This window comes from Pseudomonas viridiflava (assembly GCF_001642795.1).
In the GTDB taxonomy this organism is placed as follows: Bacteria; Pseudomonadota; Gammaproteobacteria; order Pseudomonadales; family Pseudomonadaceae; genus Aquipseudomonas; species Aquipseudomonas viridiflava.
This window is the reverse complement of sequence record NZ_LKEH01000025.1, coordinates 245469-272103: the sequence shown is the minus strand read 5'-3', so window position 1 is coordinate 272103 and position 26635 is coordinate 245469. Positions and strand designations below refer to the sequence as shown.

At 59.2% G+C, this 26635-nt stretch carries 24 protein-coding genes; 8 read left to right on the top strand and 16 right to left on the bottom strand.

From position 1 onward, the window contains the following. Positions 1–452 precede the first annotated feature (452 nt). From groL to AO065_RS11955, 4 genes are all read right to left on the bottom strand, one after another. Complete coding sequence (groL, locus tag AO065_RS11970) at positions 453–2096, bottom strand: chaperonin GroEL (protein ID WP_004881478.1); 1644 nt, start codon at positions 2094–2096, stop codon at positions 453–455. Between the two features lie 49 nt (positions 2097–2145). Further along, on the bottom strand, positions 2146–2439 hold the full coding sequence (locus AO065_RS11965) for a co-chaperone GroES (protein WP_004881479.1): 294 nt from the start codon (positions 2437–2439) through the stop codon (positions 2146–2148). Positions 2440–2696: 257 nt separating this feature from the next. Next, positions 2697–3191, bottom strand: coding sequence for an FxsA family protein (locus AO065_RS11960; protein ID WP_004881480.1), 495 nt, complete (start codon positions 3189–3191; stop codon positions 2697–2699). A 67-nt stretch (positions 3192–3258) separates the two neighbouring features. Further along, positions 3259–3990, bottom strand: a complete 732-nt coding sequence (locus AO065_RS11955; protein WP_004881481.1) for a HugZ family pyridoxamine 5'-phosphate oxidase — start codon at positions 3988–3990, stop codon at positions 3259–3261. 137 nt (positions 3991–4127) lie between these two features. Between AO065_RS11955 and AO065_RS11950 the strand changes: the two genes are divergently transcribed. Continuing rightward, a complete protein-coding gene (locus AO065_RS11950; protein WP_004881482.1) occupies positions 4128–4886 on the top strand; it encodes an SDR family oxidoreductase in 759 nt (252 codons plus the stop codon). 51 nt (positions 4887–4937) lie between these two features. Here the strand turns inward: AO065_RS11950 and AO065_RS11945 are convergent, their stop codons facing one another. After that, entirely contained in the window at positions 4938–5945 is a 1008-nt protein-coding gene (locus AO065_RS11945) for a DUF481 domain-containing protein (RefSeq protein WP_004881483.1), read from the bottom strand. A gap of 160 nt (positions 5946–6105) precedes the next feature. On the opposite strand from AO065_RS11945, the gene AO065_RS11940 reads away from it, so the two are divergent. Genes AO065_RS11940 through AO065_RS11930 form a run of 3 tightly spaced genes read left to right on the top strand, consistent with a single transcriptional unit; the run spans position 6106 to position 8421 of the window. Next, positions 6106–6462 (top strand): MGMT family protein, encoded by a 357-nt coding sequence (locus tag AO065_RS11940; protein ID WP_004881484.1) that lies wholly within the window; start codon positions 6106–6108, stop codon positions 6460–6462. A 54-nt stretch (positions 6463–6516) separates the two neighbouring features. Next, positions 6517–8067, top strand: coding sequence for an AmpG family muropeptide MFS transporter (locus AO065_RS11935; RefSeq protein ID WP_004881485.1), 1551 nt, complete (start codon positions 6517–6519; stop codon positions 8065–8067). Between the two features lie 42 nt (positions 8068–8109). Continuing rightward, positions 8110–8421, top strand: a complete 312-nt coding sequence (locus tag AO065_RS11930) for a hypothetical protein (protein WP_004881486.1) — start codon at positions 8110–8112, stop codon at positions 8419–8421. A gap of 75 nt (positions 8422–8496) precedes the next feature. Here the strand turns inward: AO065_RS11930 and AO065_RS11925 are convergent, their stop codons facing one another. Further along, entirely contained in the window at positions 8497–9327 is an 831-nt protein-coding gene (locus AO065_RS11925) for a mechanosensitive ion channel family protein (protein ID WP_004881487.1), read from the bottom strand. 119 nt (positions 9328–9446) lie between these two features. Further along, a complete protein-coding gene (locus AO065_RS11920; RefSeq protein WP_004881488.1) occupies positions 9447–9926 on the bottom strand; it encodes a YajQ family cyclic di-GMP-binding protein in 480 nt (159 codons plus the stop codon). Positions 9927–10097: 171 nt separating this feature from the next. On the opposite strand from AO065_RS11920, the gene AO065_RS11915 reads away from it, so the two are divergent. The 3 genes from AO065_RS11915 to AO065_RS11905 are packed head-to-tail and all read left to right on the top strand — an operon-like array spanning position 10098 to position 13692. Beyond that, positions 10098–11018 carry a putative 2-dehydropantoate 2-reductase gene (locus AO065_RS11915; protein ID WP_004881489.1) on the top strand — a complete coding sequence of 307 codons (921 nt, stop codon included), beginning with the start codon at positions 10098–10100 and terminating at the stop codon, positions 11016–11018. 44 nt (positions 11019–11062) lie between these two features. Then, positions 11063–13099 carry a sensor histidine kinase gene (locus AO065_RS11910; protein ID WP_004881490.1) on the top strand — a complete coding sequence of 679 codons (2037 nt, stop codon included), beginning with the start codon at positions 11063–11065 and terminating at the stop codon, positions 13097–13099. Between the two features lie 14 nt (positions 13100–13113). Next, a complete protein-coding gene (locus AO065_RS11905; protein ID WP_004881491.1) occupies positions 13114–13692 on the top strand; it encodes a cob(I)yrinic acid a,c-diamide adenosyltransferase in 579 nt (192 codons plus the stop codon). A 191-nt stretch (positions 13693–13883) separates the two neighbouring features. On the opposite strand, the gene AO065_RS11900 is transcribed toward AO065_RS11905, so the two are convergent. The 4 genes from AO065_RS11900 to secA all read right to left on the bottom strand — a co-directional run bounded on the left by AO065_RS11900 (position 13884) and on the right by secA (position 19579). Then, positions 13884–14831, bottom strand: coding sequence for a Nudix family hydrolase (locus tag AO065_RS11900; protein WP_004881492.1), 948 nt, complete (start codon positions 14829–14831; stop codon positions 13884–13886). Positions 14832–14833: 2 nt separating this feature from the next. After that, the gene (locus AO065_RS11895) at positions 14834–15460 is read right to left on the bottom strand and encodes a glutathione S-transferase family protein (protein ID WP_004881493.1); all 627 of its coding nucleotides are present in this window, start codon (positions 15458–15460) and stop codon (positions 14834–14836) included. 51 nt (positions 15461–15511) lie between these two features. Continuing rightward, entirely contained in the window at positions 15512–16729 is a 1218-nt protein-coding gene (gene argJ, locus AO065_RS11890; protein WP_004881494.1) for a bifunctional glutamate N-acetyltransferase/amino-acid acetyltransferase ArgJ, read from the bottom strand. A 111-nt stretch (positions 16730–16840) separates the two neighbouring features. After that, a complete protein-coding gene (gene secA, locus AO065_RS11885; protein WP_004881495.1) occupies positions 16841–19579 on the bottom strand; it encodes a preprotein translocase subunit SecA in 2739 nt (912 codons plus the stop codon). Positions 19580–19884: 305 nt separating this feature from the next. On the opposite strand from secA, the gene AO065_RS11880 reads away from it, so the two are divergent. Further along, positions 19885–20340 (top strand): DUF721 domain-containing protein, encoded by a 456-nt coding sequence (locus AO065_RS11880; protein WP_004881496.1) that lies wholly within the window; start codon positions 19885–19887, stop codon positions 20338–20340. Between the two features lie 17 nt (positions 20341–20357). Here the strand turns inward: AO065_RS11880 and AO065_RS11875 are convergent, their stop codons facing one another. From AO065_RS11875 to AO065_RS11855, 5 genes are all read right to left on the bottom strand, one after another. Next, positions 20358–21971, bottom strand: coding sequence for an ATP-binding response regulator (locus AO065_RS11875; protein WP_004881497.1), 1614 nt, complete (start codon positions 21969–21971; stop codon positions 20358–20360). A gap of 238 nt (positions 21972–22209) precedes the next feature. Further along, positions 22210–23121, bottom strand: a complete 912-nt coding sequence (gene lpxC / locus AO065_RS11870) for a UDP-3-O-acyl-N-acetylglucosamine deacetylase (protein WP_004881498.1) — start codon at positions 23119–23121, stop codon at positions 22210–22212. A 112-nt stretch (positions 23122–23233) separates the two neighbouring features. Then, a complete protein-coding gene (gene ftsZ, locus AO065_RS11865) occupies positions 23234–24421 on the bottom strand; it encodes a cell division protein FtsZ (RefSeq protein WP_004881499.1) in 1188 nt (395 codons plus the stop codon). A gap of 76 nt (positions 24422–24497) precedes the next feature. Continuing rightward, the gene (ftsA, locus tag AO065_RS11860; RefSeq protein WP_004881500.1) at positions 24498–25754 is read right to left on the bottom strand and encodes a cell division protein FtsA; all 1257 of its coding nucleotides are present in this window, start codon (positions 25752–25754) and stop codon (positions 24498–24500) included. A 14-nt stretch (positions 25755–25768) separates the two neighbouring features. Continuing rightward, a complete protein-coding gene (locus tag AO065_RS11855) occupies positions 25769–26632 on the bottom strand; it encodes a cell division protein FtsQ/DivIB (RefSeq protein ID WP_004881501.1) in 864 nt (287 codons plus the stop codon). Between the last annotated feature and the right edge of the window lie 3 nt (positions 26633–26635).

The following is a 26635-nucleotide window of genomic DNA, read 5'->3' as shown; positions in this document are numbered from 1 at the left end:
GGGCATGCCTCCCGTGACGCTCCGCGTCACAAATGGCACAGACTGAGGACTCAGTGAGCCGAGCGCATGGCGTGGATAACGCTGGAGCTTGGGCACACATCTGCGCCACGTTCGAGAGCGGACGCGGAGCGTCCTGGGAGGCATTCCCACGCAGAGCGTGGGAACGATCAGCGTGATCTCAAGCACGCCAATCATGCTCATGCTTGTGCTCAGCGTTATACCCGAGTCTTGCCGCCTCCCACGGGGTATGCATTCCGTCAGTCACTTTCGTTTTTGCCCCTGTTTTGCGCGTCTTGCGGACTTGTTTATCACGATGAGCGCCGAGCATGAGCACGATCAGTGTCCAGGCAGCCTTATGTATAACGAAGAACGCTGGCTTACAGATCAGCCCATAAAAAAACCCCGCACAAGGCGGGGTTCTTTATGGGTGTCGCTTGAGGGGTAAAGCTGGCTTACATCATGCCGCCCATACCACCCATGCCGCCCATGTCCGGCATGCCGCCGCCTGCTGGCTTGTCGTCAGGCACGTCAGCGATCATCGCTTCGGTGGTGATCATCAAGCTGGCGATCGAGGACGCTGCCTGCAGAGCAGAGCGAGTGACCTTGGCCGGGTCCAGGATACCCATTTCGATCATGTCGCCGTATTCGCCGGAAGCAGCGTTGTAACCGAAGTTACCCGAACCCTGCTTGACCTTGTCGACGACAACGCTTGGCTCGTCGCCGGAGTTGGCAACGATCTGACGCAGTGGTGCTTCAACAGCACGACGCAGCAGAGCGATACCGACGTCCTGATCGGCGTTGTCGCCTTTCAGACCTTCGATGGCCTGCAGGGAGCGAACCAGCGCCACGCCACCGCCAGGTACCACGCCTTCTTCGACGGCTGCGCGCGTTGCGTGCAGGGCGTCTTCAACGCGGGCTTTCTTCTCTTTCATTTCGACTTCGGAACCGGCGCCGACCTTGATCACCGCAACACCGCCGGACAGCTTGGCCAGACGCTCTTGCAGTTTCTCTTTGTCGTAGTCGGAGCTGGTGTCACCGATTTGCTGGCGGATCTGAGCGATGCGCGAGTCAATGTCGGTTTTAACGCCAGCACCGTCGATGATGGTGGTGTTTTCTTTGTTCAGTACAACGCGCTTGGCATTACCCAGGTGTTCCAGGGTAGTGGTTTCCAGGCTCAGACCGATCTCTTCGGAGATAACGGTACCGCCAGTCAGAACAGCGATGTCCTGCAGCATGGCCTTGCGACGGTCGCCGAAACCTGGAGCCTTCACGGCTGCAACTTTCACGATGCCGCGCATGTTGTTCACTACCAGAGTCGCCAGGGCTTCGCCTTCGACGTCTTCGGCAACGATCAGCAGTGGACGGCCTGCCTTGGCGACAGCTTCCAGAACCGGCAGCATTTCGCGAATGTTGGAGATCTTCTTGTCAACCAACAGCAGCAGCGGGCTGTCCAGCTCGGCAACCATGGTGTCCGGCTTGTTGATGAAGTACGGGGACAGGTAGCCACGGTCGAACTGCATGCCTTCAACGACAGACAGTTCGTTTTCCAGACCCGAACCTTCTTCAACGGTGATAACGCCGTCTTTGGTCACTTTTTCCATGGCTTCGGCAATGATGTCGCCGATGGAGTGATCAGAGTTGGCCGAAATGGTGCCGACCTGGGCGATTGCCTTGGTGTCGGTGCATGGCTTGGACAGCGCCTTCAGCTGAGCAACGATGGCGATGGTCGCCTTGTCGATGCCGCGCTTCAGGTCCATCGGGTTCATGCCGGCAGCAACGGCTTTAAGGCCTTCGTTGACGATAGCCTGAGCCAGAACGGTGGCGGTGGTAGTACCGTCGCCCGCATCATCGTTGGCACGGGAAGCAACGTCTTTGACCAGCTGCGCGCCCATGTTTTCGAAACGATCTTTGAGTTCGATTTCCTTGGCAACCGACACACCGTCTTTGGTGATCAGCGGAGCACCGAAGCTCTTCTCGATGATGACGTTACGGCCTTTTGGGCCCAGGGTCGCTTTTACTGCGTCAGCCAGGACGTTTACACCGGCGAGCATTTTCTTGCGGCCAGAATCGCCGAATTTAACTTCTTTAGCAGCCATGATCATTATTCCTTGAATACTTTGTAGTAACGGAAATCAGCGCGAGCACTCAGCCTTCGATAACAGCGAGAATCTCGTTCTCGCTCATCACCAGCAGGTCTTCGCCATCTACTTTCACAGTGTTGCTGCCGGAATAAGGGCCAAACACCACCTTGTCACCCACTTTCACGGCCAGCGCACGTACTTCACCGTTGTCCAGCACGCGGCCGGTACCAACAGCGACGATCTCGCCACGGTTTGGCTTTTCGGCAGCCGAACCTGGCAGAACGATACCGCCGGCAGTTTTCGTTTCTTCTTCGCTGCGACGGATTACGACGCGGTCATGCAGAGGACGAAGCTTCATTGTCGATCTCCTGATTATGGTTGTTGAGCGTCCGGTGAATGCACCGGCCTGTTATAAATTCCGGACTTGCCGGTTACGGTTCGACGCGCGAACCGCAGAATACGGTCTGGCAATCAGGCCAGAAACCTTGCGGTGACCCATACATAAGGGCGAGCAAGGTTATTACAAGGCTTGGGCAAGAAAATTTTTGCAGCTTGACAGCGCCCACAAACGAGCGCGGCACCCGAAGGTGCCGCGCAGCGAAGGGGTTGCAGGGATTATTTGTCCCGGTGCTCGAACTCGCCCTCGATCACGTCGGGTTCGCGGGTGGGCTGGTGAATCGCGTGCGTGCGGCTGTTCGCCGTCTGCTCGTCGGCACGACTCTGCAGGTCATCGGCGAAGGCGCGCTGGCGCATGGCCTGAGCCTCGGCGCGCTGACGAACCTTGCTGATCAGCAACCGTCGAGTGACAGGCAGCAGACAGATCACGCCCAGGATGTCACTGATGAAACCTGGCAACAGCAGCAAGCCACCGCCTACCGCAACCATCAGGCCTTCAAGCATCTGCTGGGCAGGCAGCTCGCCGCGGGACAGGCTTTCACGGGCACGCAGGGCCGTTGCAAAACCTGCCACACGCATGACGAAAAGTCCCAGCATCGATGTCGCCAGGACCAACAGGAATGTCCAGAGAAAACCAATGGACATGCCGACCCGAACCAGAATGAACAATTCGAGTACCGGAAAAAGTAAGAACATCAGCAAAAAAACACGCATCAAATCAGTTCCTCAGCGCAAGGGTGCCTTGCAAGTAGACCGTATGTGATGTCAGAAAGTCGTTAATTCAAGCGTGCTTCCCGTCATTTACCGGCCATTTTTCTGCGTGAGCCAGTTGAACCAAGGCCTCGCGGACTTGTGTCGGTGTATTACAAGGCTCGCTGAATGCCAGCCAATAAACGCTGTTCGCGATACGCAGGTGCATACCTTCGCTGTCGATGCCGACCAGTCGAGCGGGCTCGGTTTGCGGCAGGCCCGATAATTCGACGTAGTGCGCAATGGCCTTGGCGTGGTCCCGATTCATGTGCTCGACCATGCCCGTTTCGACCTTGCCTGCAAACGGATTATCCAGCGCCACTTCGTCCAGCCAGTGAATAGCGCCGAAGCCGCCGATGTACCGGTAGCGAACAGGTGCAAGCACCCAGAAATCGAAATCGTGAGCGGTGTGATAACTCTGCGACTCGGGGAAGAACCGGTAGTACCGTCTTGCTGCAGCCTCGATCGCAACGGGATCACTGAGCTTTTCGGCCTGCGCCAGCACCGTCACCCGGCCAACCGCCTGCACATCCTCGGCGCCCCGATCGCCCACCAGCAGCGAGCACTTGGGATCGAGCGTCAGGTTATGGGTGTGCTGAGCGATGCGGCTGATCAGTACCAATGGCCGCCCCCGATCATCCAGGCAGTAAGGCACAACCGAACCGAACGGGTAGCCCGGCATTGACTTGGAATGCGTTGACAGGGCAGCCCTGTACTCCTTGAGCAGCAGGTGCCTGGCATCCTTAGAGGCTTTCGCGCTCATCGTGTGACTCCTTGAAACGTTTGCGTCGAGCTGAAGACGAACGCGCGGAAACAGAATATAACGTGCTCTGGCAACGGCATTCGGACTCATCTCGAATGAGCCATGCCGTGAAGACAATCAGCGGATTGGACACGCACATGGAATTGAAAGACAAGCTAATAATAATCACCGGCGGAGGCCAGGGTCTGGGCCGCGCGATGGCCGAATACCTGGCCGGCAAAGGTGCGAATCTGGCGTTGGTGGACCTGAATCAGGAAAAACTCGATCAGGCGGTTGCAGCCTGCCAGGCACAAGGCGTGCAGGCACGGGCCTACCTGTGCAACGTCGCGAACGAAGATCAGGTTGTGGAAACCGTGAGCAGGATCGCCGAGGATTTCGGGAGCATTCACGGATTGGTCAACAACGCGGGCATCCTGCGCGACGGTCTGTTGGTCAAGGTCAAGGACGGCGTCATGACCAAGCTGAGCCTGGCTCAGTGGCAGTCGGTGATCGACGTCAACCTGACCGGCGTCTTCCTGTGCACACGCGAAGTGGCCGCGAAGATGATCGAGCAGAACAGTCAGGGCGCGATCATCAATATCTCGTCGATTTCACGCGCGGGCAACATCGGCCAGACCAACTATTCGGCCGCCAAGGCCGGTGTCGCGGCAGCGACCGTGACCTGGGCACGGGAACTGGCGCGTTACGGCATCAGGGTCGCAGGCGTGGCACCCGGTTTCATCGAAACCGAGATGACTGGCAGCATGAGGCCCGAGGCGCTGGAGAAGATGACGTCTGCCATCCCGCTCAAACGCATGGGCAAGCCGGACGAAATCGCCCACTCGGTCGCTTACATTCTGGAAAATGACTATTTCAGCGGGCGCATCCTGGAGCTGGACGGCGCGATGAGAATCTAGACGGTGATTGGCCAGCGACTCGCCCTGTAAGGGTGTCGCTGGCCCACGTGCTTACCAGGCGACGCCGAAACCTGCGGTGTAGCGAGTCTTGTCGACATCGCCGTTGCTGGAGCCGCTGATGACATCTTTCTCGGCCTTGAGGTTAAGCGAGGCCCACTCGGTGACCTTGTAGCGCAGCCCCGCCTCTACATCCAGCGAGTAGTCCGCAACGCCGCTCAACGGTTTGCCCAGCTCGCCGTTGGTGAAGAACTCGACCTTCTTGCCGATCAGGTAACGGTTGTAATCCCAGGTGCCGGCAACCGAGTAGAAGTTTTCCTTCTCGTCGTTGGAAAACTCGAAGTCAGTGCGGTTAAGCAGTGCGCCGACCTTGAAGGCACCCAGTTCGTCATCCCAGAACTGATAACCAGGACCCGTACCGACGACACGCTGGCGGGACAGGTCTTCGATCTTGTCGCGCTTGTAGGTGACACGGGCGTCCCAGAAGAATTTCTCGGTCAGGAAGCGGTCGATCGAGTACTCGGCGCTCCAGTTGTCGGTGCCGACCACATCGTCTGTGGTTTCGCGGTTGTATTCGCCTCTGGCGTTATGACGCCACTGACCGTGACGCGCCGATGTCTTGAAGGCGACGTTGTAATCATTGGTGTCGTTCTCGGCCTGCTGGAAGTCCAGCGCAGCGTCGATATTGCCCTTCCAGACCAGATCGGTGATGACCGGCTTGGGCTTGATGATCTGCTGAATGCTCGCCAGCTCGACGGTTTTGGGCGCCTCGCCATTGGCGAGAACCACCTTGCCGTCATCGGACGCTTTCAGTGACTTGGCGACTTCACCCGTGTACTGGTCCTGTTTGACGAGCAATGGCTGATCGCTTTCCAGGGTCTTGACCTTTTTCCAGTCAATCGGAATGGCACCGCCGTATTCGGTCTGCAGCAGCAACTTGCCGCCGTCGAAAACCTTGATGGTACCGGTCAACTTGTCGCCGTTCTTCAACCAGACGGTATCGGCAAGCAAGGGAGTGGAGGCGGCGGTGAGGGCAAGACACAGAAGGGTTCTGGACAACATAAGCGACGACTAGGCTCTGTTTGGCGGAAAATCGGGCATCATCCCGCTGGAAAAACGTCAAGGCAGTCCACGGACCCCCGAACACAGGTATCACTGACCATCAGATCCATCTGTAGTTCCAGGAAACGACAATCAATCTCGTTTTATACAGGATAAACGTGTGAGCGACCCCGTTTCAGAGCAAAACGACCCAAGCGGGCTTTCGCCTGCCGACGTACGGCGCACGGCACTTTATCTGACGCTGGCTCAGGTGCCGGAAGGCAAGGTGGTCAGCTACGGACAACTGGCGGAACTGGCCGGACTTGGCAAGGCGGCCCGCTGGGTAGGCCGCACCTTGAGCCAGTTGCCGGACGGTTCGGCGCTTCCCTGGCACCGTGTTTTGGGTGCCGGCGGCAGGCTCAGTCTGCCACCCGGCAGCCCCTCGGGTGACGAACAGCGTGCCCGTTTACGTACCGAAGGCCTTACCATTCTGAACAATCGGGTTGATATGCAGCGTCATGGCTGGCGCCCCATGTAGTTCAACGGTTAGAGTGCGCCCTTTGTTTTCGTAACCTGAGGCAGATTCCAGCCCATGCCCCGTAAAACCTGGCGCGCCGCGCTCGCCGCATATGCCAGCCCATCGACTTTAGTGTTGCTGCTGCTCGGATTCGCTGCGGGCATGCCTTACATGTTGGTCTTTTCGACGTTATCCGTATGGTTGCGTGAAGCCGGTGTCGCTCGCGAAACCATCGGCTACGCCAGCCTGATCGGTCTTGCCTACGCCTTCAAATGGGTCTGGTCACCATTGCTCGACCAGTGGCGCCTGCCGCTGCTCGGCAAACTGGGCCGTCGTCGCTCCTGGCTGGTACTGTCCCAGACACTCGTGCTGCTAGGCCTGATCGGCATGGGTTTCTGCGATCCGCAGCAACATCTGTCCTGGTTGATCGCCATCGCGGTGATCGTGGCCTTCGCCTCTGCGACCCAGGACATCGCGATCGATGCGTATCGCCTGGAAATCGCCCATGACACCCAGCAGGCCGCGCTGGCCGCCAGCTACATGTCCGGCTACCGCGTTGCCGCACTGCTGGCGACCGCAGGCGCACTGTATTTCGCCGAAGGCTTCGGCTCGACCGGCTTCGCCTACAAGCATTCGGCCTGGACCGGCACTTACGTGCTGTTCGGTCTGCTGATGCTGCCCGCACTGATCACCACGCTGGTCATGCGCGAGCCGCCCGTACCGCTGCGCACCCAGCTGTCGGCAGCGCGCTACGGCTTCACCCACCAACTGGCCTCAGTCTTTGTCCTGATCGTGCTGCTGGTGTCGGTTCCGGCGATGTTCACTCAGCTCTACAACACCGATTTTGCCAGCGTGCTCTTCCAGGACACCAGCTGGATGGACCTGTTGCTGGAAGACAGGGCGTTCCTGCGCGCGATCCTTTATACGCTGCTCACCATCGGCTGCCTGTCTTCGATGGGACGCCGCGGCCTTGCACCGGTCCTGACACCGATCAACGATTTCATCATGCGCTACCGCTGGCAGGCCTTGCTGCTGCTGGGTCTGATCGCTACTTATCGTATGTCGGACACGGTGATGGGCGTCATGGCCAACGTGTTCTACATCGACCAGGGCTTCACCAAGGATCAGATCGCCAGCGTGAGCAAGATCTTCGGCCTGATCATGACACTGCTGGGCGCAGGCGTCGGCGGCCTGCTGATCGTGCGCTTCGGCATCATGCCGATCCTGTTCATCGGCGGCCTGAGTTCGGCAGCCACCAACATCCTGTTTCTGCTGCTGGCAGACATGGGGCCGAACATCAAAATGCTGATCCTGACCATCTCGCTGGACAACCTCAGCTCCGGCCTTGCGACGTCCGCGTTCGTGGCCTACCTGTCGAGCCTGACCAACCTCAAGTTCTCGGCGACCCAGTACGCCCTGCTCAGCTCGATCATGCTGTTGCTGCCGCGCCTGATCGGTGGTTATTCGGGGGTGATGGTGGAGAAGTTCGGTTACCACAACTTCTTCCTCATCACCGCCCTGCTCGGCGTGCCGACGCTGGTGATGATCATCCTGCAGTGGAGCAAGGACGCCAAAGGCGTGAAAATCGAAGAACCTGCTCAATCGACGACAATTGACAAGCCTTGAGACCGGCGAGGCTTTTCCGCATACGATGCTAAAGGAACGACATTGAACACCGCAAAAAAACCAAGCTTCAACCAATACCTGATGCTTGCCCTGATCGGGCTGGGTATCTGGTTCCCTGTCGTCTGGACCGCGCTGGCGTATGCCGTTTCAAGCGCCGCTGAGCCGATGACAATCGGCAGCGCTATCGTACTGCTGGGTCAGCTCGAGATCTTTGCGATCATTTTTCTGCTCATTTATGCGTTCTGCTTCAAGCCGTGGAGGCTTTCCGTGGCGTTGCGTGTGGGCTTCTTCCTGAACGTGCTGGGCGCAGCCGTCGCGGCCGTCGGCATTATCGTCGGGCTCGCCAACCTGTAACGAATCCGCGCCCATCAAAAAAGCCCTGACGCTCACGCGCCAGGGCTTTTTCGTTTTCTGATGGAGCGGCGCAGGTTACTCCTGAACGACCCGCATCATCCGCTGTGGCGCCGGGATGTCGATGCCTGCGCCCTTGAGACGATCACGCGCTTCGATGTTGAAGAGCGAGACCACGTCACCAAAGTCACCGGTCTTGGTCCAGACCCGCAGCGACAGGGTAATTGCGTTCTCTCCCAGCGCTGCAACCACGGCCTGAGGGGCCGGGTCTTCGAGTACGCGTGGGTCTTTTGCCATCTCCAGCAGGACTTGCAAGGCTTGTTTCAGGTCCGCGTCGTGGCTGACACCGATGTCGAACACAACCTTGCGGGTCGGCTGACGATTGGTGTTGGTGATGATACCGTTGGACAGGTTGCCGTTGGGCATGATCACCGTGCGGTTGTCACCAGTGCGCAGCACGGTGTGGAAGATCTGAATACTGTCGACGGTACCCGCAACGCCCTGCGCTTCGATCCAGTCACCGATGCGGAACGGACGGAACAGCAGAATCAAAACGCCGCCTGCGAAGTTCGCCAGACTGCCCTGCAATGCCAGACCGATCGCCAGACCGGCAGCACCGATGGCCGCGACGAATGAAGTGGTTTCGACGCCGATCATCGACGCGACACTGACCACCAGCAGTATCTTCAGAATGATGTTCGCCAGACTGCTGACGAAGCCCTGCAACGCCAGGTCTGCCTGTCGCCGGCCCAACAGCGCGCCGAGCTTGCCGGTCACCTTGTTGATCAGCCACCAGCCGATGCACAGCGTAACGAGGGCCAGAAGCAGACGGCCGCTGTACTGCATGATCATCGGAATCCAGGCCTGCGACGCTTGCCACAGGTGACCGACTTCTGCGTTTAAATCCATCTTTCTCTCCTTAACCTGACGAACCGGCGTCGATGGACAGCAACGGCTGTCGTTTCAATGCACAGGGCGATTCGGACTGGCCGGGCAACCCTTGGTTCCCCGGTCAGCACTGCAAATCGTCAGTCACGGAAGTTGTTGAACTGCAGCGGCATGCCCGAATCGTAGGCGCGCAGGGCTGCGATGGCTTCCTGCAGGTCGTCACGCTTCTTGCCGGTGACACGCACCTGCTCGCCCTGAATGGCGGCCTGGACCTTGAGTTTGGCTTCCTTGATGTGAGCGACGATCTTCTTCGCCAGCTCCTTGTCGATGCCTTCGCGCAGCACGACCTCCTGCTTCATCAGCTTGCCGGACGCATAGGCATCCTTGATTTCCAAGCACTTGGCGTCGATCTTGCGCTTGACCAGTGCCAGCTTGAGGATCTCGATCATGGCTTCAAGCTGGAAGTCTGCTTCGGCGGTCAGGCTGACGGTCAGTTCCTTGAACTCGAACGTCCCCTTGCCTTTCAGGTCATAGCGACGATCCAGCTCTTTGATAGCGTTGTCGACGGCATTCGTGACTTCGTGTTTATCCAATTCGGACACTACGTCGAACGAGGGCATGTATGTTCTCCAATTGAACGGCGCGCACGGCAATCAACGGCGCGCATGACTTGACGGTATGAAAGAACGCTCATTATAACGAGACTTTTCCGGCCTTCACTGTGAGCCTTTCATGTCGAATACTGATTTAACTGCTTCAGGGCCGCTTTTGTCCTTGAAGGCCGATCACTGATGTCGACGACCTGGCATGTATTGGGCGCAGGCAGTCTGGGCAGTCTGTGGGCCACGCGGCTGGCACGGGCGAATGTGCCGGTGCATCTGGTGCTGCGAGACGCCGCTCGTGTGGCCGCGTATCAGGCCAGCGGCGGCTGCCTGACCTTGATAGAAAACGACGCGGCCCGTTCGTTCCAAGTGCCTGCGCAAGCGCTTGACGATCAGGCGCCGATCGCTCGCCTGCTGGTGGCCTGCAAGGCTTATGACGCCGAACAGGCCGTGGCGCAACTGGCGCAGCGTTTGACGGCCGATGCCGAGGTCATCCTGTTGCAGAACGGTCTCGGCAGTCAGGACGCTGTCGCAGCACGAGTGCCGCATGCCCGTTGCATCTTCGCTTCGAGCACCGAAGGTGCGTTCCGCAAGGCCGACTGGTACGTGGTGTTTGCCGGTCATGGCTTTACCTGGATGGGCGATGTTGCGAATCCTGCTCCACCTTCCCTTTTGAAGGACTTGCACGCCAGCGCGATTCCTCACGAGTGGACGCCGGACATCCTCACCCGCCTGTGGCGCAAGCTGGCGCTCAATTGCGCGATCAATCCACTGACCGTGCTGCACCACTGCCGCAACGGCGAACTGCTGGAGCATCACTGTGAAGTCGCCACGCTCTGCGCCGAGCTGACCGACCTGCTGCATTGCTGCGGTCAGCCGGCGGCCGCTGCTGACTTGCACAGCGAAGTGTTGCGGGTCATCAAGGCCACGGCGGCGAACTACTCGTCGATGTATCAGGACGTGGCGCATCAGCGACGCACCGAAATCAGCTACCTGCTGGGCTACGCCTGTGCCGCTGCCAAGCGCCATCACTGCCCGGTGCCGCATTTGCAGCAGTTGCAGACGCGGCTGGTCACGCATCTGGCAAGCAAGGGTTTGCGTACGGACTAGCCCGCGCTACCCTGCTTGTTCAACCTGCCACTGCGACCTGCCCCATGCCTTTGCGCCAACGCCTGGAAAACCTGCCTGTCGGCCAGAAGCTGCTGGCTGCCCTGCTGGTTCTAATGACCACCGTCCTGCTGGTCGCCAACCTGACCTTCATCAGCGCGGCCTATTACATTTCCCAGGAAGCCATGGCGCCGCAGGCCTTGCAGACCATTGGCCGTCTGATCAGCAGCGCCAACCTCAATGAAAACGCACTGAATTCACCCGACGACGCACGTGCATTGCTGAGGGAGCTGAAAAGCTACGGTCCGTTGCGCGCGGCAGCCATTTACGACAACGATGGCGAACGCCTGGGGCAAGTGCAGCAGGGCGAAGGGCTTGAGTTGCCACATCATTTCAAGGACCTTGAAAGCTGGCGCCTGACCGAGTTTCGCAGCACGCAGGTCATCACTGTACCCAAAGGCGAGCAACCTCCTGGCCATCTATTGCTGGTCGCCAGCAGCGAACTGCCGCCCGCGTTTTATACCGGCACGCTGACTGCCAGCCTGGGCATTCTGGTGTTCAGCGTATTGCTGTGGCTGGTCGTGGCGCGGCAGATTCGTCGCCTGATCACCGAGCCTATCTATCAATTGGAAGAGCTCTCCCGTCAGGTCACCCGCGAAGAGAACTACGCGTTGCGCGCCGAGCCTGGTAACGAAGATGAAATCGGCAGCCTGGCTGAAGCCTTCAACACCATGCTGTCGCGTATCGAAGCACGCGAACAGCAGCTCAAACGCGCCCGCGACGACTCTCAGGAAGCCTACGATCAGGCGCAGGGTCTGGCCGAGGAAACCCGGCACACCAATCGCAAGCTCGAGCTCGAAGTTCAGGTGCGCAGCAAGATCGAAAAGAAGCTCACGGGCTTTCAGAACTACCTCAACAGCATCATCGACTCGATGCCCTCGGCCATGATCGCGCTGGACGAGCAACTGTACGTGACCCAGTGGAACCAGGAGGCCAGCGCGCTTTCCGGCACAACCCTGGACGAGGCAATGAACCAGCCGATCTTCATTGCTTTCGAGCCGATGCGATCGTTTCTGCCGCAGATCAAACACACGGTTGAACGACACAGTGTCACCAAGATCGAGCGCGTGACCTGGATCAAGAACGACGAGTCTCGCCATTACGCGCTGACGTTTTACCCGCTGACCGGCGACGCTGGCCGTGGGGTGGTGATCCGGATCGACGACATCACTCAGCGCATCTCGCTGGAAGAAATGATGGTGCAGTCGGAAAAAATGCTTTCGGTTGGCGGCCTCGCAGCAGGCATGGCCCACGAAATCAATAATCCGTTGGGCGCGATCCTGCATAACGTGCAGAATATCCGCCGACGTCTGTCGCCGGACCTGCCGAAGAACATCGAGCAGGCCGAAACCGACGGGATCGACCTGGCCGTGGTGAACAACTACCTGACCAGCCGCGAAGTGCCGCAACTGCTGGATGGCATTCAGCAGGCAGGTGCGCGAGCCGCGAAGATTGTCAGTCACATGCTCAACTTCAGCCGCTTGAGTAACCGTCAGCTCTCGCCCTGCGACTTGCCTGCACTGATCGATCAGGCGGTGGAAATCGCCAGCAACGACTTTGATCTGACCATCGGTTTCGACTTCAAGGGCCAGCACATCATCCGCCAGTTCGATCCGGAGCTGGGGCCGGTGCCGTGCATTGCCAATGAGCTGGAACAAGTGCTGCTGAACCTGCTGAAAAACGCTGCCCAGGCGATTCATCAACGGCCCGATGGCGAGGATGAGGGACGCATCATTCTGCGCACCCGACTCAATCCGCCGTGGGCCGAAATTCAGGTGGAAGACAACGGCATCGGCATGTCCGAAAACGTGCGCAAACGCACCTTCGAGCCGTTTTTCACCACCAAGGAGATCGGTCAGGGCACTGGACTGGGCCTGTCGGTGTCGTACTTCATCATCACCAACAACCACAAGGGCCAGATGGAAGTGCAATCTTCCGTCGGCAATGGAACCTGCTTCACGCTGCGCCTGCCGCTGATCGCCAATCAGGTGAATGTGCAGCAACAGGTTATTTCCAAGCTATGACCAGGAGCCACTGAATGGGCTTTCGTTTGTCGAAAATCTACACACGTACCGGCGACGCCGGGGAAACGGGGCTGGGCGACGGTCGCCGGGTGTCCAAGGATCACCCACGCGTCGAAGCCATCGGCGAAGTCGATACCCTCAACAGCCAGCTTGGTCTGCTGTTGGCCGGATTGATCGAACTGGCGCCGAGCGTGTCCGGGCTCAACGAAGTGATCGATGTTCTGGCGCCTTGTCAGCACCGTCTGTTCGATCTGGGCGGCGAACTGGCGATGCCGAGTTACAAGGCATTGAACAGCGCTGAGGTCGAGCGTCTCGAGGCGGCGATCGATGTCTGGAACGAGGAACTGGGGCCGCTGGAAAACTTTATCCTGCCCGGCGGTTCAGCGCTGATTGCACACGCTCATGTGTGCCGCAGCCTGGCCCGCAGTGCCGAGCGTCGCTGCCAGCATCTGAATGCGGTCGAACCGCTGGAAGGCTCTGGTCTGGCGTATATCAACAGATTGTCGGACCTGCTGTTCGTCGCCGCCCGGATCATTGCCCGGCGACAAGGCATCGCCGAAATCCTGTGGCAGCCTGCGCCGAAGCCGGAGTAAGGCATGATCGTGCCCGCTCTGAGCGTTCAAGAGCGGACGCAGAGCGTCCTGAGCGGCGTTACCACGCAGGAGCGTGGTAACGATCAGTGTGAGCTTGATGATCGTGCCAATGCTCTGCTTGGGCATGCATCCCGTGACGCTTTGCGTCACATTCGGGAGCGGACGCAGGAGCGATCAATGATCCAGGGCCATCAGAGCTCTTCAGGCCAGAACGCCCGTATTCCTGCAACGCCCTGAGCGCCGTTTTCCCATGCTTTCTGCCTTTCGGCAGGCCCTACGCCACCCAGCAGGTAAACAGGCTTGCTGAAGCTTGTGATCAACTGTGCGGCCTGTTCCCAGCCCAATGGCTGAGCATCGGGGTGCGTCAAGGTTGGCTGCACCGGGGACAGGGTCACGAAATCCACGCCCATCTGCTCTGCCAACGCCAATTCTTCTGCGTTGTGACAGGAAGCGGCCAGCCAGCGATCCTCTGGAAACGGCCGTCCACGGCTGGCGTATTTGCGCAGTTGCTCGGCCGTCAGGTGCCAACCGGCGGACGGGAAATCACCCAGCCATTCCAGTGGTCCTTTGAGCATCAGTTGCGCCTTGCCTGCACACAGACCCGCCGCGTCCACCGCCATGTCGCGGTACTTGGGGTCGTAGCCGCCCGGTGCGCGCAATTGAACCAGCTTGATGCCGCCCGCAACGGCTTTCTGAATCCCGCGCAGGACCTCGATATTGTCCAGCCCTTCCGGGGTGATCAGGTATTCGCCCGGCAGACGCGCCGCCGCGACGATCGGCCGGTTGGCGGCTGGAAAGTCGTAATTGGCCAGTTCACGAGAAGACGCCCAGACCAACGGCTGACCTTCGGCACCGTGCGGCTCGCCGGTGAACGCTGAAACTTCCCACACATCCAGCAGCACATGCTTGTCCGGGTAGTCATGCTGAATCTTGATCAGTGGACGCGCCGCCGTGACGATGATGCCCAGCTCTTCCTGCAGTTCGCGTCCCAGCGCAGTCTCGACGGCTTCGCCCTCTTCGACCTTGCCGCCGGGAAACTCCCACAGTCCGCCCTGATGCTGGCTGTCAGCCCTTTTGGCGATCAGGATTTTGCCGTCGGCGCCACGAATGACGGCAGCGGCCACGTGAATGCGTTTCACGATCAGGACTCCTCTAGACCAGCCTGCTGCCAGCGCTGGAAGGCAGGCCATTGGTAAATGGTTTCGATGTAGGCCAGCGTCTCGTCGGGCAACGCCACGCGATACGTGCGTAGGCGGATCGCGACCGGCGCGAAGAACGCATCGGCAATGCTCGGACGGCCGAACAGGAACGGACCGTCTTCCCTGGCTGCCTTTCGGCATTCAGCCCACAGCGCGACGATGCGGTCGATGTCGGCCTGGGTATCGACCGGAATGACTTCCAGCGCCTGATCCTGACGCAGGTCCATCGGCATGTTGGAACGCAGGCTCATGAAGCCGCTGTGCATCTGGGCGCAGGCAGAACGCGCCTGGGCACGGGCAGAGACATCACGTGGCCACAGGTCGACATCCGGGAACCGCTCGACCAGGTACTCACAGATCGCCAGCGAATCGATGATGGTGCCGTGCTCGCACTGCAGCGCAGGCACTTTGCCGGTAGGCGAATACTTGAGGATGTTCTCGCGGGTGTCAGGCAGGTTAAGACGGATGACCTGATCGGTGAACGGCGCGCCGGTCATCTCCAGCACCAGCCAGGGACGCAGCGACCAGGAGGAATAGCGTTTGTCGCCGATGATTAGGTGCAGGCTCATGTTCAACTCCGTTGAATGGCGCAGGCGAGCGATCGCCCGCGCCGGAATGAATCAGGTGCGGTATTCCGCGTTGATCTTCACGTATTCGTGGGACAGGTCGGTGGTCCAGATCGTTTCGCTGCAATCACCGCGGCCCAGCTCGATGCGGATGGTGATTTCCTCTTCGGCCATGACCGCCGAGCCCTGCTCTTCAGTGTAGGTCGTGGCGCGGCAGCCTTGGCTGGCGATACACACACCGCTCAGGAACACGTCGATCCTGCTCACGTCCAGGTCCGGCACGCCTGCACGGCCGACAGCGGCCAGAATGCGACCCCAGTTCGGATCGGAGGCGAACAGCGCGGTCTTGATCAATGGCGAGTGAGCAACGGCATAGCCGACATCCAGACATTCCTGATGATTGCCGCCGCCATTGACTTCAACGGTGACGAACTTGGTCGCACCTTCGCCGTCACGCACGATGGCCTGGGCGACTTCCATGCAGACGTCGAACACGGCTTTTTTCAGGGCATCGAACAACGGGCCTTTGGCTTCGGTCACTTCAGGCAGGTCGGCCTGACCGGTGGCGATCAGCATGCAGCAGTCGTTGGTCGAGGTGTCGCCATCGATGGTAATACGGTTGAACGACTTGTTCGCGCCGTCGCGGATCAGGTCCTGCAACACGCTCTGGGACACCTTGGCGTCGGTGGCGATGTAGCCGAGCATGGTCGCCATGTTTGGACGAATCATGCCCGCGCCTTTGCTGATGCCGGTCACGGTGATGGTCACGCCGTCGTGCTGAAACTGACGACTCGCACCCTTTGGCAGGGTATCGGTGGTCATGATGCCGGTGGCCGCCGCCGCCCAGTTATCCACAGACAGATCGTCAAGGGCCGCTTGCAGCGCGCCTTCGATCTTTTCCACAGGCAGAGGCTCACCGATCACACCGGTGGAGTAAGGCAGTACGGCAGACGCATCGACACCGGTCAGCTCGGCAAGCTTCTCGCAGGTACGACGCGCAGCTGCAAGGCCGGGCTCGCCGGTACCCGCGTTGGCGTTGCCGGTATTGGTCAGCAGGTAACGCACGGTGCCCTGCACGCGCTGTTTGGCCAGGATGACCGGAGCGGCACAGAACGCGTTCAGCGTGAACACACCGGCAACGCTCGAGCCTTCGGCACAGCGCATGACCACGACATCCTTGCGACCCGGGCGTTTGATGCCGGCAGAAGAGATGCCAAGTTCAAAACCGGGAACCGGGTGCAGCGTAGGCAACGGACCAAGACCAACAGCCATCGGGGTGCTCCTCGTGGGGTGTATGCGCCGCCCACATCGGTACGGCGATTCAATGAAAAAACGCCGCGACGGGCAAGCCGGTCGCGGCGCGGGTATTACAGTGTCAGGGCCTTAGTTGATCTGGCCGTGACAGTGCTTGAATTTCTTGCCCGAACCACACCAGCACAGCTCGTTGCGACCCAATTTCTGGTCGTTGCGAACCGGTGTAGTCGCGACGGCAACAGCCTCGCCCTCTTCCTCGATCAGCGCAGGCTGGTCGATACCCGGAGCTTCAGCGTGTTCGAACTGCATGCGCTTGGCCAACTCCTCGGCTTCCTGACGCTGACGCGCCTCTTCTTCCTCGGGGTCTTCGCGGCGAACCTGAACGTGGGACAGAACGCGAATGGTGTCGCGCTTGATCGAGTCCAGCAGTTCCTGGAACAGGGTAAACGACTCGCGCTTGTATTCCTGCTTCGGGTTCTTCTGGGCGTAGCCACGCAGGTGGATACCGTGACGCAGGTGATCCATGGTCGACAGGTGGTCTTTCCACAGGTCGTCCAGAACGCGCAACAGAATCTGCTTCTCGAAGGAGCGCAGCGCTTCGGCACTGGCCTGATCTTCTTTCTCGTTATACGCGACCAGCAACTGATCCATGATCTTGGTGCGCAGGCTGTCTTCGTGCAGGTGATCGTCTTCGTCGAGCCACTGCTGAATCGGCAGCTTCACGGCAAAGTCGGTGTTCAGTGCAGCTTCCAGGCCTGGAACGTCCCACTGCTCGGGCAGCGACTGTGGCGGAATGTGCTGGCTGATGAGGTTGTTCAGCACTTCAGCACGGAAGTCAGCGATGGTGTCGCCGATATTGTCGGCAGCCAGCAGCGTGTTACGCATGTGATAGATCACTTTGCGCTGCTCGTTGGCCACGTCATCGAATTCAAGCAATTGCTTGCGGATGTCGAAGTTGCGACCTTCGACCTTGCGCTGCGCTTTCTCGATGGCGTTGGTCACCATGCGGTGCTCGATGGCTTCACCGGACTGCATGCCGAGCGCCTTCATGAAATTCTTCACCCGGTCAGAGGCGAAGATGCGCATCAGGCTGTCTTCCAGCGACAGGTAAAAGCGGCTGGAACCGGTGTCGCCCTGACGACCGGCGCGACCGCGCAGCTGGTTGTCGATACGGCGCGATTCATGACGCTCGGAGGCAATTACGTGCAGACCGCCTGCTTCGATGACCTGCTGGTGACGCTTCTGCCAGTCGGCCTTGATCTGTGCGATCTGCTCGGGGGTCGGGTCTTCCAGATTGGCGACTTCAACTTCCCAGTTACCGCCCAGCAGGATGTCGGTACCACGACCGGCCATGTTGGTGGCGATGGTCAACGCACCCGGACGACCGGCCTGAGCGATGATTTCCGCTTCCTTTTCGTGGAACTTGGCGTTCAGAACCTTGTGCTCGATGCCTTCGGCATTCAGCAGACGAGACATGTGCTCGGAGGTTTCAATGGTCGCCGTACCCACCAGCACCGGACGGTTTTCCGCCAGGCAGGCCTTGATGTCGGTCACGATGGCCGCGTACTTCTCTTCCGCAGTCAGGTAGACGAGGTCGTTGAAGTCCTTGCGCGCCAGTGGCTTGTTCGGCGGAATGACCATCACGGCCAGGTTGTAGATCTGGTGGAATTCGAACGCTTCGGTGTCGGCTGTACCGGTCATGCCGGACAGTTTGTTGTACAGACGGAAGTAGTTCTGGAACGTGGTCGACGCCAGGGTCTGGCTTTCGGCCTGAATGTTCAGGTTTTCCTTGGCTTCGATGGCCTGGTGCAGGCCCTCGGACAGGCGACGGCCCGGCATGGTACGACCGGTGTGCTCATCGACCAGCAGCACCTGACCGTCCTGGACGATGTATTCGACGTTGCGGTTGAACAGTTTGTGCGCACGCAGACCGGCATAGACGTGAGTCAGCAGGCCCAGGTTGTGCGCCGAATACAGGCTCTCGCCTTCAGCCAGCAGGCCGACTTCGGTGAGCATCTCTTCAATGAACTGGTGACCGGCTTCGTTCAGCTCGACCTGACGGGTCTTCTCGTCAACGGTGAAGTGACCGGCCTTGGTGACCTGGCCTTCCACTTCCTCGATGTGCTGCTCGAGCTTGGGGATCAGGCGGTTGATTTCGGTGTACAGCTTGGAGCTGTCTTCAGCCTGACCGGAAATGATCAGCGGCGTACGCGCTTCGTCGATCAGAATGGAGTCGACTTCATCGATCACGGCAAAGTTGAGTTCGCGCTGGAACTTGTCGTCCATGCTGAACGCCATGTTGTCGCGCAGATAGTCGAAGCCGTATTCGTTGTTGGTGCCGTAGGTGATGTCAGCGGCATAGGCTGCGCGCTTCTCTTCCGGCGGCTGGAATGGCGTGACGATACCTACGGTCAGACCGAGGAATTCGTACAGCGGACGCATCCAGTTGGCGTCGCGGCGTGCCAGGTAGTCGTTCACGGTAACCACGTGAACGCCTTTGCCCGACAGCGCGTTGAGGTAGACCGCCAGGGTGCCGACGAGGGTTTTACCTTCACCGGTACGCATCTCGGCGATCTGGCCTTCATGCAGGGTCATGCCACCGATCAGCTGAACATCGAAGTGGCGCATGCCCATGACACGCTTGCCCGCTTCACGCGCGACAGCAAACGCTTCCGGCAGCAGTTGATCGAGGGTCTCGCCTTTGGCTATGCGGGCCTTGAACTCTTCGGTCTTGGCGCGCAATTGCTCGTCCGAAAGGGCCACCATTTGCTCTTCGAAGGCATTGACGAGTTGAACCGTCTTGAGCATGCGTTTGACTTCACGCTCGTTCTTGCTTCCAAAAAGTTTTTTCAACAAAGGCGCAAACATATCGACAGGATCTTCCACACATAGGAATGGAGGGCGGCCCCGTGAGTCGCCCGTGCAGCCCTGATGGCTGCATGCGAACGAGCATTCTACCCGGAAACGATGGTGAGGAAAGTGGCGTTATTCCACGATGCTGGCACAGCGCTGTGACGGGGCAGATTTACAATGGGGCCATTTTCAAGCACTTCAACCCGCAAAACGGGGAAGTTACTCATTGATTTGCATATGAAAGCACGGAAAGGCCTCTGAAAGCAGCCGTTACAATGCTTTCTGTTAAGATGAGCGCCTTGTCACCAAGGCACCTCCCCATGGCTTTTCGTCCTCTGAATGCTCGTGCGCCTGCAGTGCTGCTGCGCGAAGCCAAGCCTTTGAAGGCTATCTTTCGGCACGCCGAACGCCTGAGCCACCTGCAACGTCTGGTCGAGAGCCAGTTGCAGCCCGCTGCCCGCGAGCATTGCCATGTGGCGTCGTGGCGGGAAGGTAGTCTGTTGCTGATCGTGACGGACGGTCACTGGGCCACCCGCCTGCGCTATCAGCAGAAGCGCCTGCACCGACAACTGGTCGCATTCGATGAGTTCATCAACCTGACCCGGATCGTGTTCAAGGTTCAGCCACCGGCAGCGCCACGCGGTGCGGCGACGCACACCATCGACCTGTCCACGGTTGCTGCTGAAAACATCCAGGCCACCGCCGACGGCATCACCGACCCCAAGCTGCGCGCCGCACTTGAGCGGCTGGCCAGTCACGCAAGAGACAAGCGCTGAAGGCATCACTGGTCGAATCAGGAACTCTCTGTGAGCGTCTCGCGCATGGACAGCAGATTGAGGCGCAGTTCAGACGGCCTGAGCGGCTTGGACAATATCGAAACCTCCCGCCCCTGCAACGCCTCCTGCACCTTCTCCACTTCACGCCCTGTAACGATCAGCGCTGGCACATCCCAGCCACGCGCAGCACGTACCTGATCAATGCAGTCGAGCCCATTGGCGGTCGTGCCCAGATCGTAATCGGCAACGATAATGTCGCAGTCGGTGGTCAACCCCTCGGCTGAACGTGCGGTCTGAACCTCGCACCCCCAACGTCCGAGCAACGCAGCGGTGGCCATCAGGACGTTTTCGTCATCCTCCACCAGACAAATCTTCACGCCCTTGAGCAGGCTGTCCCCCAGTACCTTCCTGCGCACAGGCTGAACGGGCGCGGCAACTTCCTGAAGCCCGTCGATGGTGACTGTCGTGCCCCTGTCTACCTTTGAGTCGATTCTGATCCCCACGTCGAGAATCTGGCTGAGCCGCTTCACGATAGACAGCCCCAGCCCGACACCCTCGACGTCTTTGTCACGCACATGACGCACGCGATAGAACTCGTCACATACCCGGGGCAGGTGCTCTGCGGCAATACCGCGTCCCTGATCATGAATACTGATCGAAAGGCCGCCTGCGGATCGGCGCACACCAATCAGCACCGGGCGGTCAGGAGCATATTTGAGCGCATTGGAGAGAATGTTCTGGACCATGGTGGAAAGCAGCGTGCCATCGACCCTGGCCCAACGACGACAAGGCCTTAGCCTCAGCTCGACGCCTGCCCAACGCGCCGCCGCAGCATTCTGCTGAACCACATCGCGAAGCATCTCCCCCAGATGAACGACCTCGGACTTGGCCGAGACCTTGCCGCTGTCTAGGGTGTAGATGTCCAGAATGGAGCGAAACAATTGCGAAACGTTGTGCAGGGAACGGTCGATGTTGTCGACCAGTTGGCGCTCGTAGTCGCCCAGAGGGCTTGAGCGCAGGCATGCCGTGAACATGCCGATGGAGTGAATGGGTTGGCGCAGATCGTGACTGGCCTGAGCCAGAAACCGCTCTTTTTCCTGATTGGCCAGAGTGGCCTGCTCCGAGGCCTGGCGGGTTCTTACCAGCAGAATGTGCGCGTAGGCAGGCACCAGAATGGTAATCGCCACCAGCATCAGCACCATGAACGGCTGCGCCTGCCAATAAGGCGTCAACTGATAGATGATCAAGATCGCCAGTATTGCCAGAGACGCAGCAATCGCCAGATAGCGGGAGCCGTAGCGCATGCCGTTGCCGAGCGTGACCCAGACCATGACGCTGAAAATGGGCAGTGTCGCCTCGCCACCTACAACGAGTCCGACCGATATTCCGGTGTAGTCATGCACCATGCCCAGCACACGCCGCACGGCGAACTCACCGGGGTAGCTGATGATGTGTTGGCGCAGGACCAGAGAAACCACTAGAAATGCAGCGTAATAAACAATGATCGGTTGATATTGGGCGACGCTCAGCCCCGGCAGAAAGCCGATCAGCGAGACATAGGTGATCGCAAAGGTCGCCACGATCAAACGCAAGGTCGCCTGATCCAGCTCAGCATTTTTCCGGTCGCTCATTCGCCACCTGCTCTCAATCGAAAAGCCTGTCTGAGCTGTAACAATACCTGACGGTCGGTGTTAATCGCCAAGGCCTGTTTCACCGCATAAACAAAGACTGATGGCCTGTCTGGGTGTGGCGGATTTCCAGAGGTTATACGATCAGCCGAATCGATACCGAATGACTTTATTCAACCCATAAAAAAAGGCCGCCCGAGGGCAGCCTTTAAAGAACAAAAGGAAAGAGAGTAAAGCTTGCTTACACGGCCGCGACAGGGCGCATGTAAGAAATAGGTGCCGTACTGGCATCCTCGAAGGTCACCACTTCCCAGGCATCTGTCTGCGCAATAAGCGCACGCAGAAGACGGTTGTTCAGTGCATGCCCCGACTTGAAGCCCTTGAACTCACCGATCAGGCTATTGCCCAGCAGGTAGAGGTCACCGATGGCATCCAGGATTTTATGTTTGACGAATTCGTCCTCGTACCGCAGGCCGTCTTCGTTCAATACGCCTTCCTTGTCGACCACGATGGCATTTTCCACACTGCCGCCGAGTGCGAGGTTGTGCTTGCGCAGGTACTCGATGTCACTCATGAACCCGAAGGTCCGGGCACGGCTGACTTCCTTCACGAAGGAAGTGCTGGAAAAGTCCACGCTTGCACTCTGGGTGCGGTCACGGAAGACGGGGTGATCGAAATCGATCTCGAAACTGACCTTGAACCCTTCGAAAGGCACGAAAGTAGCGCGTTTACCGCCCTCTTCCACTGAGACTTCACGCAGGATCCGGATGAATTTCTTCGGCGCGTCCTGTTCTTCCAGGCCAGCCGATTGAATCAGGAATACGAATGGGCCTGCGCTGCCGTCCATGATAGGAACTTCGGAGGCAGAGAGCTCGACGTAGGCGTTATCGATGCCAAGGCCAGCCATGGCCGAAAGCAGGTGTTCTACCGTGTCAACTTTGACATCACCATTGACCAGTGTGGTCGACAGAGTGGTGTCACCGACGTTTTCCGCACGCGCAGGGATCTGCACGACAGGATCAAGGTCGGCTCGGCAAAACACGATGCCGGTATTCACAGGTGCGGGCTTGAGGGTCAGGTAAACCTTCTCCCCGGAGTGCAGGCCTACACCTGTGGCACGGATAATATTTTTCAGGGTGCGTTGTTTAATCATGGCATGGGCCGCTTCAGCGCAAGTTGCGAACTGGTATCAACAAAGGCTGGCGATGATAGCAGACCATGCCTTTGCTGAACACCAATCACCCTAATACCCCTGATACATTTCATCAATCGGCCTGACGACGCAGGAAAGCCGGGATGTCCAGGTAGTCCAGATCATCGTTAGGGTTCATCTTCGCTGCTGCGGTGGCGCCTGCGTGTGCCTGATTGCGCATCACGGTAGGACGATCCAGATCGCGGTAGTTGACCGAAGGGGCTTCCTGACGGGCCGCTGGCTGAGCCGAGGACTGCTGAGTGGTCTGCAGGGTATTGTCGATCACCTTGACAGGCTTCTCGATTTTCGCGCCCAGACCGGTCGCAACCACGGTCACGTGCAACTCGTCACGCATGTCTGGATCGATAACGGTACCGACCTTGACCATCGCGTGCTCGGAAGCGAACGCTTCGATGATGCTGCCCACGTCCGAGTATTCACCCAGAGACAGGTCAGGACCGGCAGTGATGTTGACCAGGATGCCGCGAGCGCCCTGCAGGTTGACGTCTTCGAGCAGCGGGTTGCGGATGGCTGCCTCAGTCGCTTCACGTGCACGGTTCGGACCGCTGGCGCAGCCAGTGCCCATCATCGCCATGCCCATTTCGCTCATCACGGTGCGTACGTCGGCAAAGTCGACGTTAATCATGCCCGGACGCTTGATGATGTCGGAGATACCGCGAACGGCACCGGCCAGTACATCGTCTGCCTTGGCGAAAGCCGACAGCAGGCTGGCGTCCTTACCCAGGATGGTCAGCAGCTTCTCGTTGGGAATGGTGATCAACGAGTCGACGCTTTCGGACAGCATGCGGATGCCTTCATCGGCGATCTGCATACGCTTGCGACCTTCGAACGGGAACGGACGGGTCACGACTGCGACCGTCAGAATGCCCATTTCCTTGGCCACTTCGGCAATGATCGGTGCTGCACCGGTACCGGTACCGCCGCCCATGCCTGTGGTGATGAAGACCATGTTGGTGCCTTGCAGGACTTCTGCAATGCGCTCACGGTCTTCCAGCGCGGCCTGACGACCGACTTCAGGGTTGGCGCCAGCGCCAAGACCTTTGGTCACGCCTGTGCCCAGTTGAAGAATGGTGCGCGCGCCGATGTTTTTCAGCGCTTGAGCATCGGTGTTGGCGCAGATGAATTCCACGCCTTCGATGTTGCTCTTGACCATGTGATTGACAGCGTTACCGCCACCACCGCCTACACCGATGACCTTGATTACCGGGCTTTGCGGGACGTTGTCTACGAGTTCGAACATTTTCTCTCTCCTTCCGCTCTCTAGTTAGTTTGCCTACTGCCTGCCGCTATTGTTTTGAAGCTTGAATCTTTGAAGCTTAAAAATTGCCCTGGACCCAACGCTTGATACGCTCAAGCACAGGAGCCTTGGGTTCGTCGCCGTAACTGCTGTTGCCGACAATCCCCGACAGCGAAATGCCATCGGATTGTTTCTGCAGCCCGTACAGCAACAGGCCTACGCCTGTGGAGTAGATCGGGTTGCGGACGACATCAGCGAGCCCTTTGACGCTATGCGGAACGCCCAGGCGCACCGGCATGTGGAAGATTTCCTCGGCAAGTTCCACCGCACCTTCCATTTTCGAGGTACCACCGGTCAGCACGATGCCGGCCGGGATCAGATCTTCATAACCGCTGCGACGCAGTTCGGCCTGGATCAGGGTGAACAACTCGTCGTAACGAGGCTCAACCACTTCGGCCAGGGCCTGGCGCGACAGCTCGCGAGGTGGACGGTCGCCCACGCTCGGTACCTTGATGGTTTCGCCGGCGCCGGCCAGTTTGGCCAGGGCGCAGGCATAACGAATCTTGATTTCTTCGGCGTACTGGGTCGGTGTGCGCAGCGCCATGGCGATGTCGTTGGTCACCTGATCGCCCGCAATCGGGATCACCGCGGTGTGCCGGATCGCGCCTTCGGTAAAGATCGCGATATCAGTGGTGCCGCCGCCGATGTCCACCAGGCAGACGCCCAGCTCTTTCTCGTCATCGGTCAGGACCGAATAGGCCGAGGCCAGTTGCTCCAGAATGATGTCGTCGACTTCCAGACCGCAGCGACGCACACACTTTTCGATGTTCTGGGCGGCGTTCACTGCGCAGGTCACTACGTGGACCTTGGCTTCCAGACGTACGCCCGACATGCCCAGTGGCTCACGAACGCCTTCCTGGTTATCGATCACGTAGTCCTGGGGCAGCGTGTGCAGGACACGCTGGTCGGCAGGAATGGCAACGGCCTGGGCGGCGTCGAGTACACGCTCCAGATCCGCAGAGCTCACTTCACGGTCGCGGATCGCCACGATGCCGTGGGAGTTCAGGCTGCGGATGTGGTTGCCCGCGACGCCGACGAATGCCGAGTGAATACGGCAGCCAGCCATCAGTTGGGCCTCTTCGACAGCGCGCTGGATCGACTGAACGGTCGATTCGATGTTCACCACCACGCCCTTCTTCAGGCCGCGGGAGGGATGGGTACCGATACCCACGATTTCCAGCGAGCCATCGGCCGCGACTTCGCCTACCAGTGCCACCACCTTGGAGGTACCGATATCCAGCCCGACGATCATTTTGCCGCTTTGCACATTTGCCATGGTCCTGCCTCTTATCAATTCTTCGCGACGGCGGGTTTGTCCGTCGTCGGCGCTGCCTGTTCACGCCAGCCAACCGCCAGGCCGTTGGCGTAACGCAGGTCGATGCGCGCAATATTCGTGATTTGGTCTTTAAGCGTTTTGTCGTAAATCGCGATGAAGCGGCGCATTTTTTCGACGAGATGGTCGCGTCCCAGCAACAACTCGATACCCGGCCCAGCACTACCGGCACCTGTTGTCAGGAACCAGCTGCCACGCTCGCGCAATTCCAGGCGCACGATGGAGAAGCCCATGGGGCGCAACATCTGACTCAACACCTGGTACTGCTGCATCACCTGCTGCTGGGCCCGCTGCGGGCCGAACAACTGGGGAAGATGTTCATAATTGGACAGTTCACGCGGCGTGAAAGCCTGCCCCTGGTTGTTCAGCAGCGACTCGTCACCCCAACGGGCAACGGGCAGCTGCTCTTCCAGGCGAATCACCACCTGATCCGGCCACACACGTCTGACTTCGGCGTGTGCAATCCATGGCATCTGTTCAAGCTCGGTGCGCATGGCGGCCAGATCGATCTTGAAAAAGCTCGACGCCACGAACGGTGCAATCCGCTGCTGCACGGCCTGCTGACTGATGTAGCTCAGATCGCCCTGCACATTGATGCGGGTGATCGGGCGGTCGGCATACGGCATGATCCGCAGCGCCGCTTCGTACGTACCAAAACCCAGCACGACCAGCATCACCGGCCAGAACAGACGCTTCAGGAAACTGAAGTTCGGTTTTGGCATACGCGCAGACAGCGGCTCCTTGGCCACCATCCGGCTGGCGCCACGAGGCACCGGCTTGCGGTTCGGTGCAGGGGGCTGATGGCGTGCCGAAGCGTTCATGCC

What these genes read in the sequence shown, in the direction of transcription:
- groL (WP_004881478.1), bottom strand. Translation starts at nt 2,096, where the DNA reads ATGGCTGCTAAAGAAGTTAAATTCGGCGATTCTGGCCGCAAGAAAATG.
- AO065_RS11965 (WP_004881479.1), bottom strand. Translation starts at nt 2,439, where the DNA reads ATGAAGCTTCGTCCTCTGCATGACCGCGTCGTAATCCGTCGCAGCGAA.
- AO065_RS11960 (WP_004881480.1), bottom strand. Translation starts at nt 3,191, where the DNA reads ATGCGTGTTTTTTTGCTGATGTTCTTACTTTTTCCGGTACTCGAATTG.
- AO065_RS11955 (WP_004881481.1), bottom strand. Translation starts at nt 3,990, where the DNA reads ATGAGCGCGAAAGCCTCTAAGGATGCCAGGCACCTGCTGCTCAAGGAG.
- AO065_RS11950 (WP_004881482.1), top strand. Translation starts at nt 4,128, where the DNA reads ATGGAATTGAAAGACAAGCTAATAATAATCACCGGCGGAGGCCAGGGT.
- AO065_RS11945 (WP_004881483.1), bottom strand. Translation starts at nt 5,945, where the DNA reads ATGTTGTCCAGAACCCTTCTGTGTCTTGCCCTCACCGCCGCCTCCACT.
- AO065_RS11935 (WP_004881485.1), top strand. Translation starts at nt 6,517, where the DNA reads ATGCCCCGTAAAACCTGGCGCGCCGCGCTCGCCGCATATGCCAGCCCA.
- AO065_RS11925 (WP_004881487.1), bottom strand. Translation starts at nt 9,327, where the DNA reads ATGGATTTAAACGCAGAAGTCGGTCACCTGTGGCAAGCGTCGCAGGCC.
- AO065_RS11920 (WP_004881488.1), bottom strand. Translation starts at nt 9,926, where the DNA reads ATGCCCTCGTTCGACGTAGTGTCCGAATTGGATAAACACGAAGTCACG.
- AO065_RS11915 (WP_004881489.1), top strand. Translation starts at nt 10,098, where the DNA reads ATGTCGACGACCTGGCATGTATTGGGCGCAGGCAGTCTGGGCAGTCTG.
- AO065_RS11910 (WP_004881490.1), top strand. Translation starts at nt 11,063, where the DNA reads ATGCCTTTGCGCCAACGCCTGGAAAACCTGCCTGTCGGCCAGAAGCTG.
- AO065_RS11905 (WP_004881491.1), top strand. Translation starts at nt 13,114, where the DNA reads ATGGGCTTTCGTTTGTCGAAAATCTACACACGTACCGGCGACGCCGGG.
- AO065_RS11895 (WP_004881493.1), bottom strand. Translation starts at nt 15,460, where the DNA reads ATGAGCCTGCACCTAATCATCGGCGACAAACGCTATTCCTCCTGGTCG.
- argJ (WP_004881494.1), bottom strand. Translation starts at nt 16,729, where the DNA reads ATGGCTGTTGGTCTTGGTCCGTTGCCTACGCTGCACCCGGTTCCCGGT.
- secA (WP_004881495.1), bottom strand. Translation starts at nt 19,579, where the DNA reads ATGTTTGCGCCTTTGTTGAAAAAACTTTTTGGAAGCAAGAACGAGCGT.
- AO065_RS11880 (WP_004881496.1), top strand. Translation starts at nt 19,885, where the DNA reads ATGGCTTTTCGTCCTCTGAATGCTCGTGCGCCTGCAGTGCTGCTGCGC.
- AO065_RS11875 (WP_004881497.1), bottom strand. Translation starts at nt 21,971, where the DNA reads ATGAGCGACCGGAAAAATGCTGAGCTGGATCAGGCGACCTTGCGTTTG.
- lpxC (WP_004881498.1), bottom strand. Translation starts at nt 23,121, where the DNA reads ATGATTAAACAACGCACCCTGAAAAATATTATCCGTGCCACAGGTGTA.
- ftsZ (WP_004881499.1), bottom strand. Translation starts at nt 24,421, where the DNA reads ATGTTCGAACTCGTAGACAACGTCCCGCAAAGCCCGGTAATCAAGGTC.
- ftsA (WP_004881500.1), bottom strand. Translation starts at nt 25,754, where the DNA reads ATGGCAAATGTGCAAAGCGGCAAAATGATCGTCGGGCTGGATATCGGT.
- AO065_RS11855 (WP_004881501.1), bottom strand. Translation starts at nt 26,632, where the DNA reads ATGAACGCTTCGGCACGCCATCAGCCCCCTGCACCGAACCGCAAGCCG.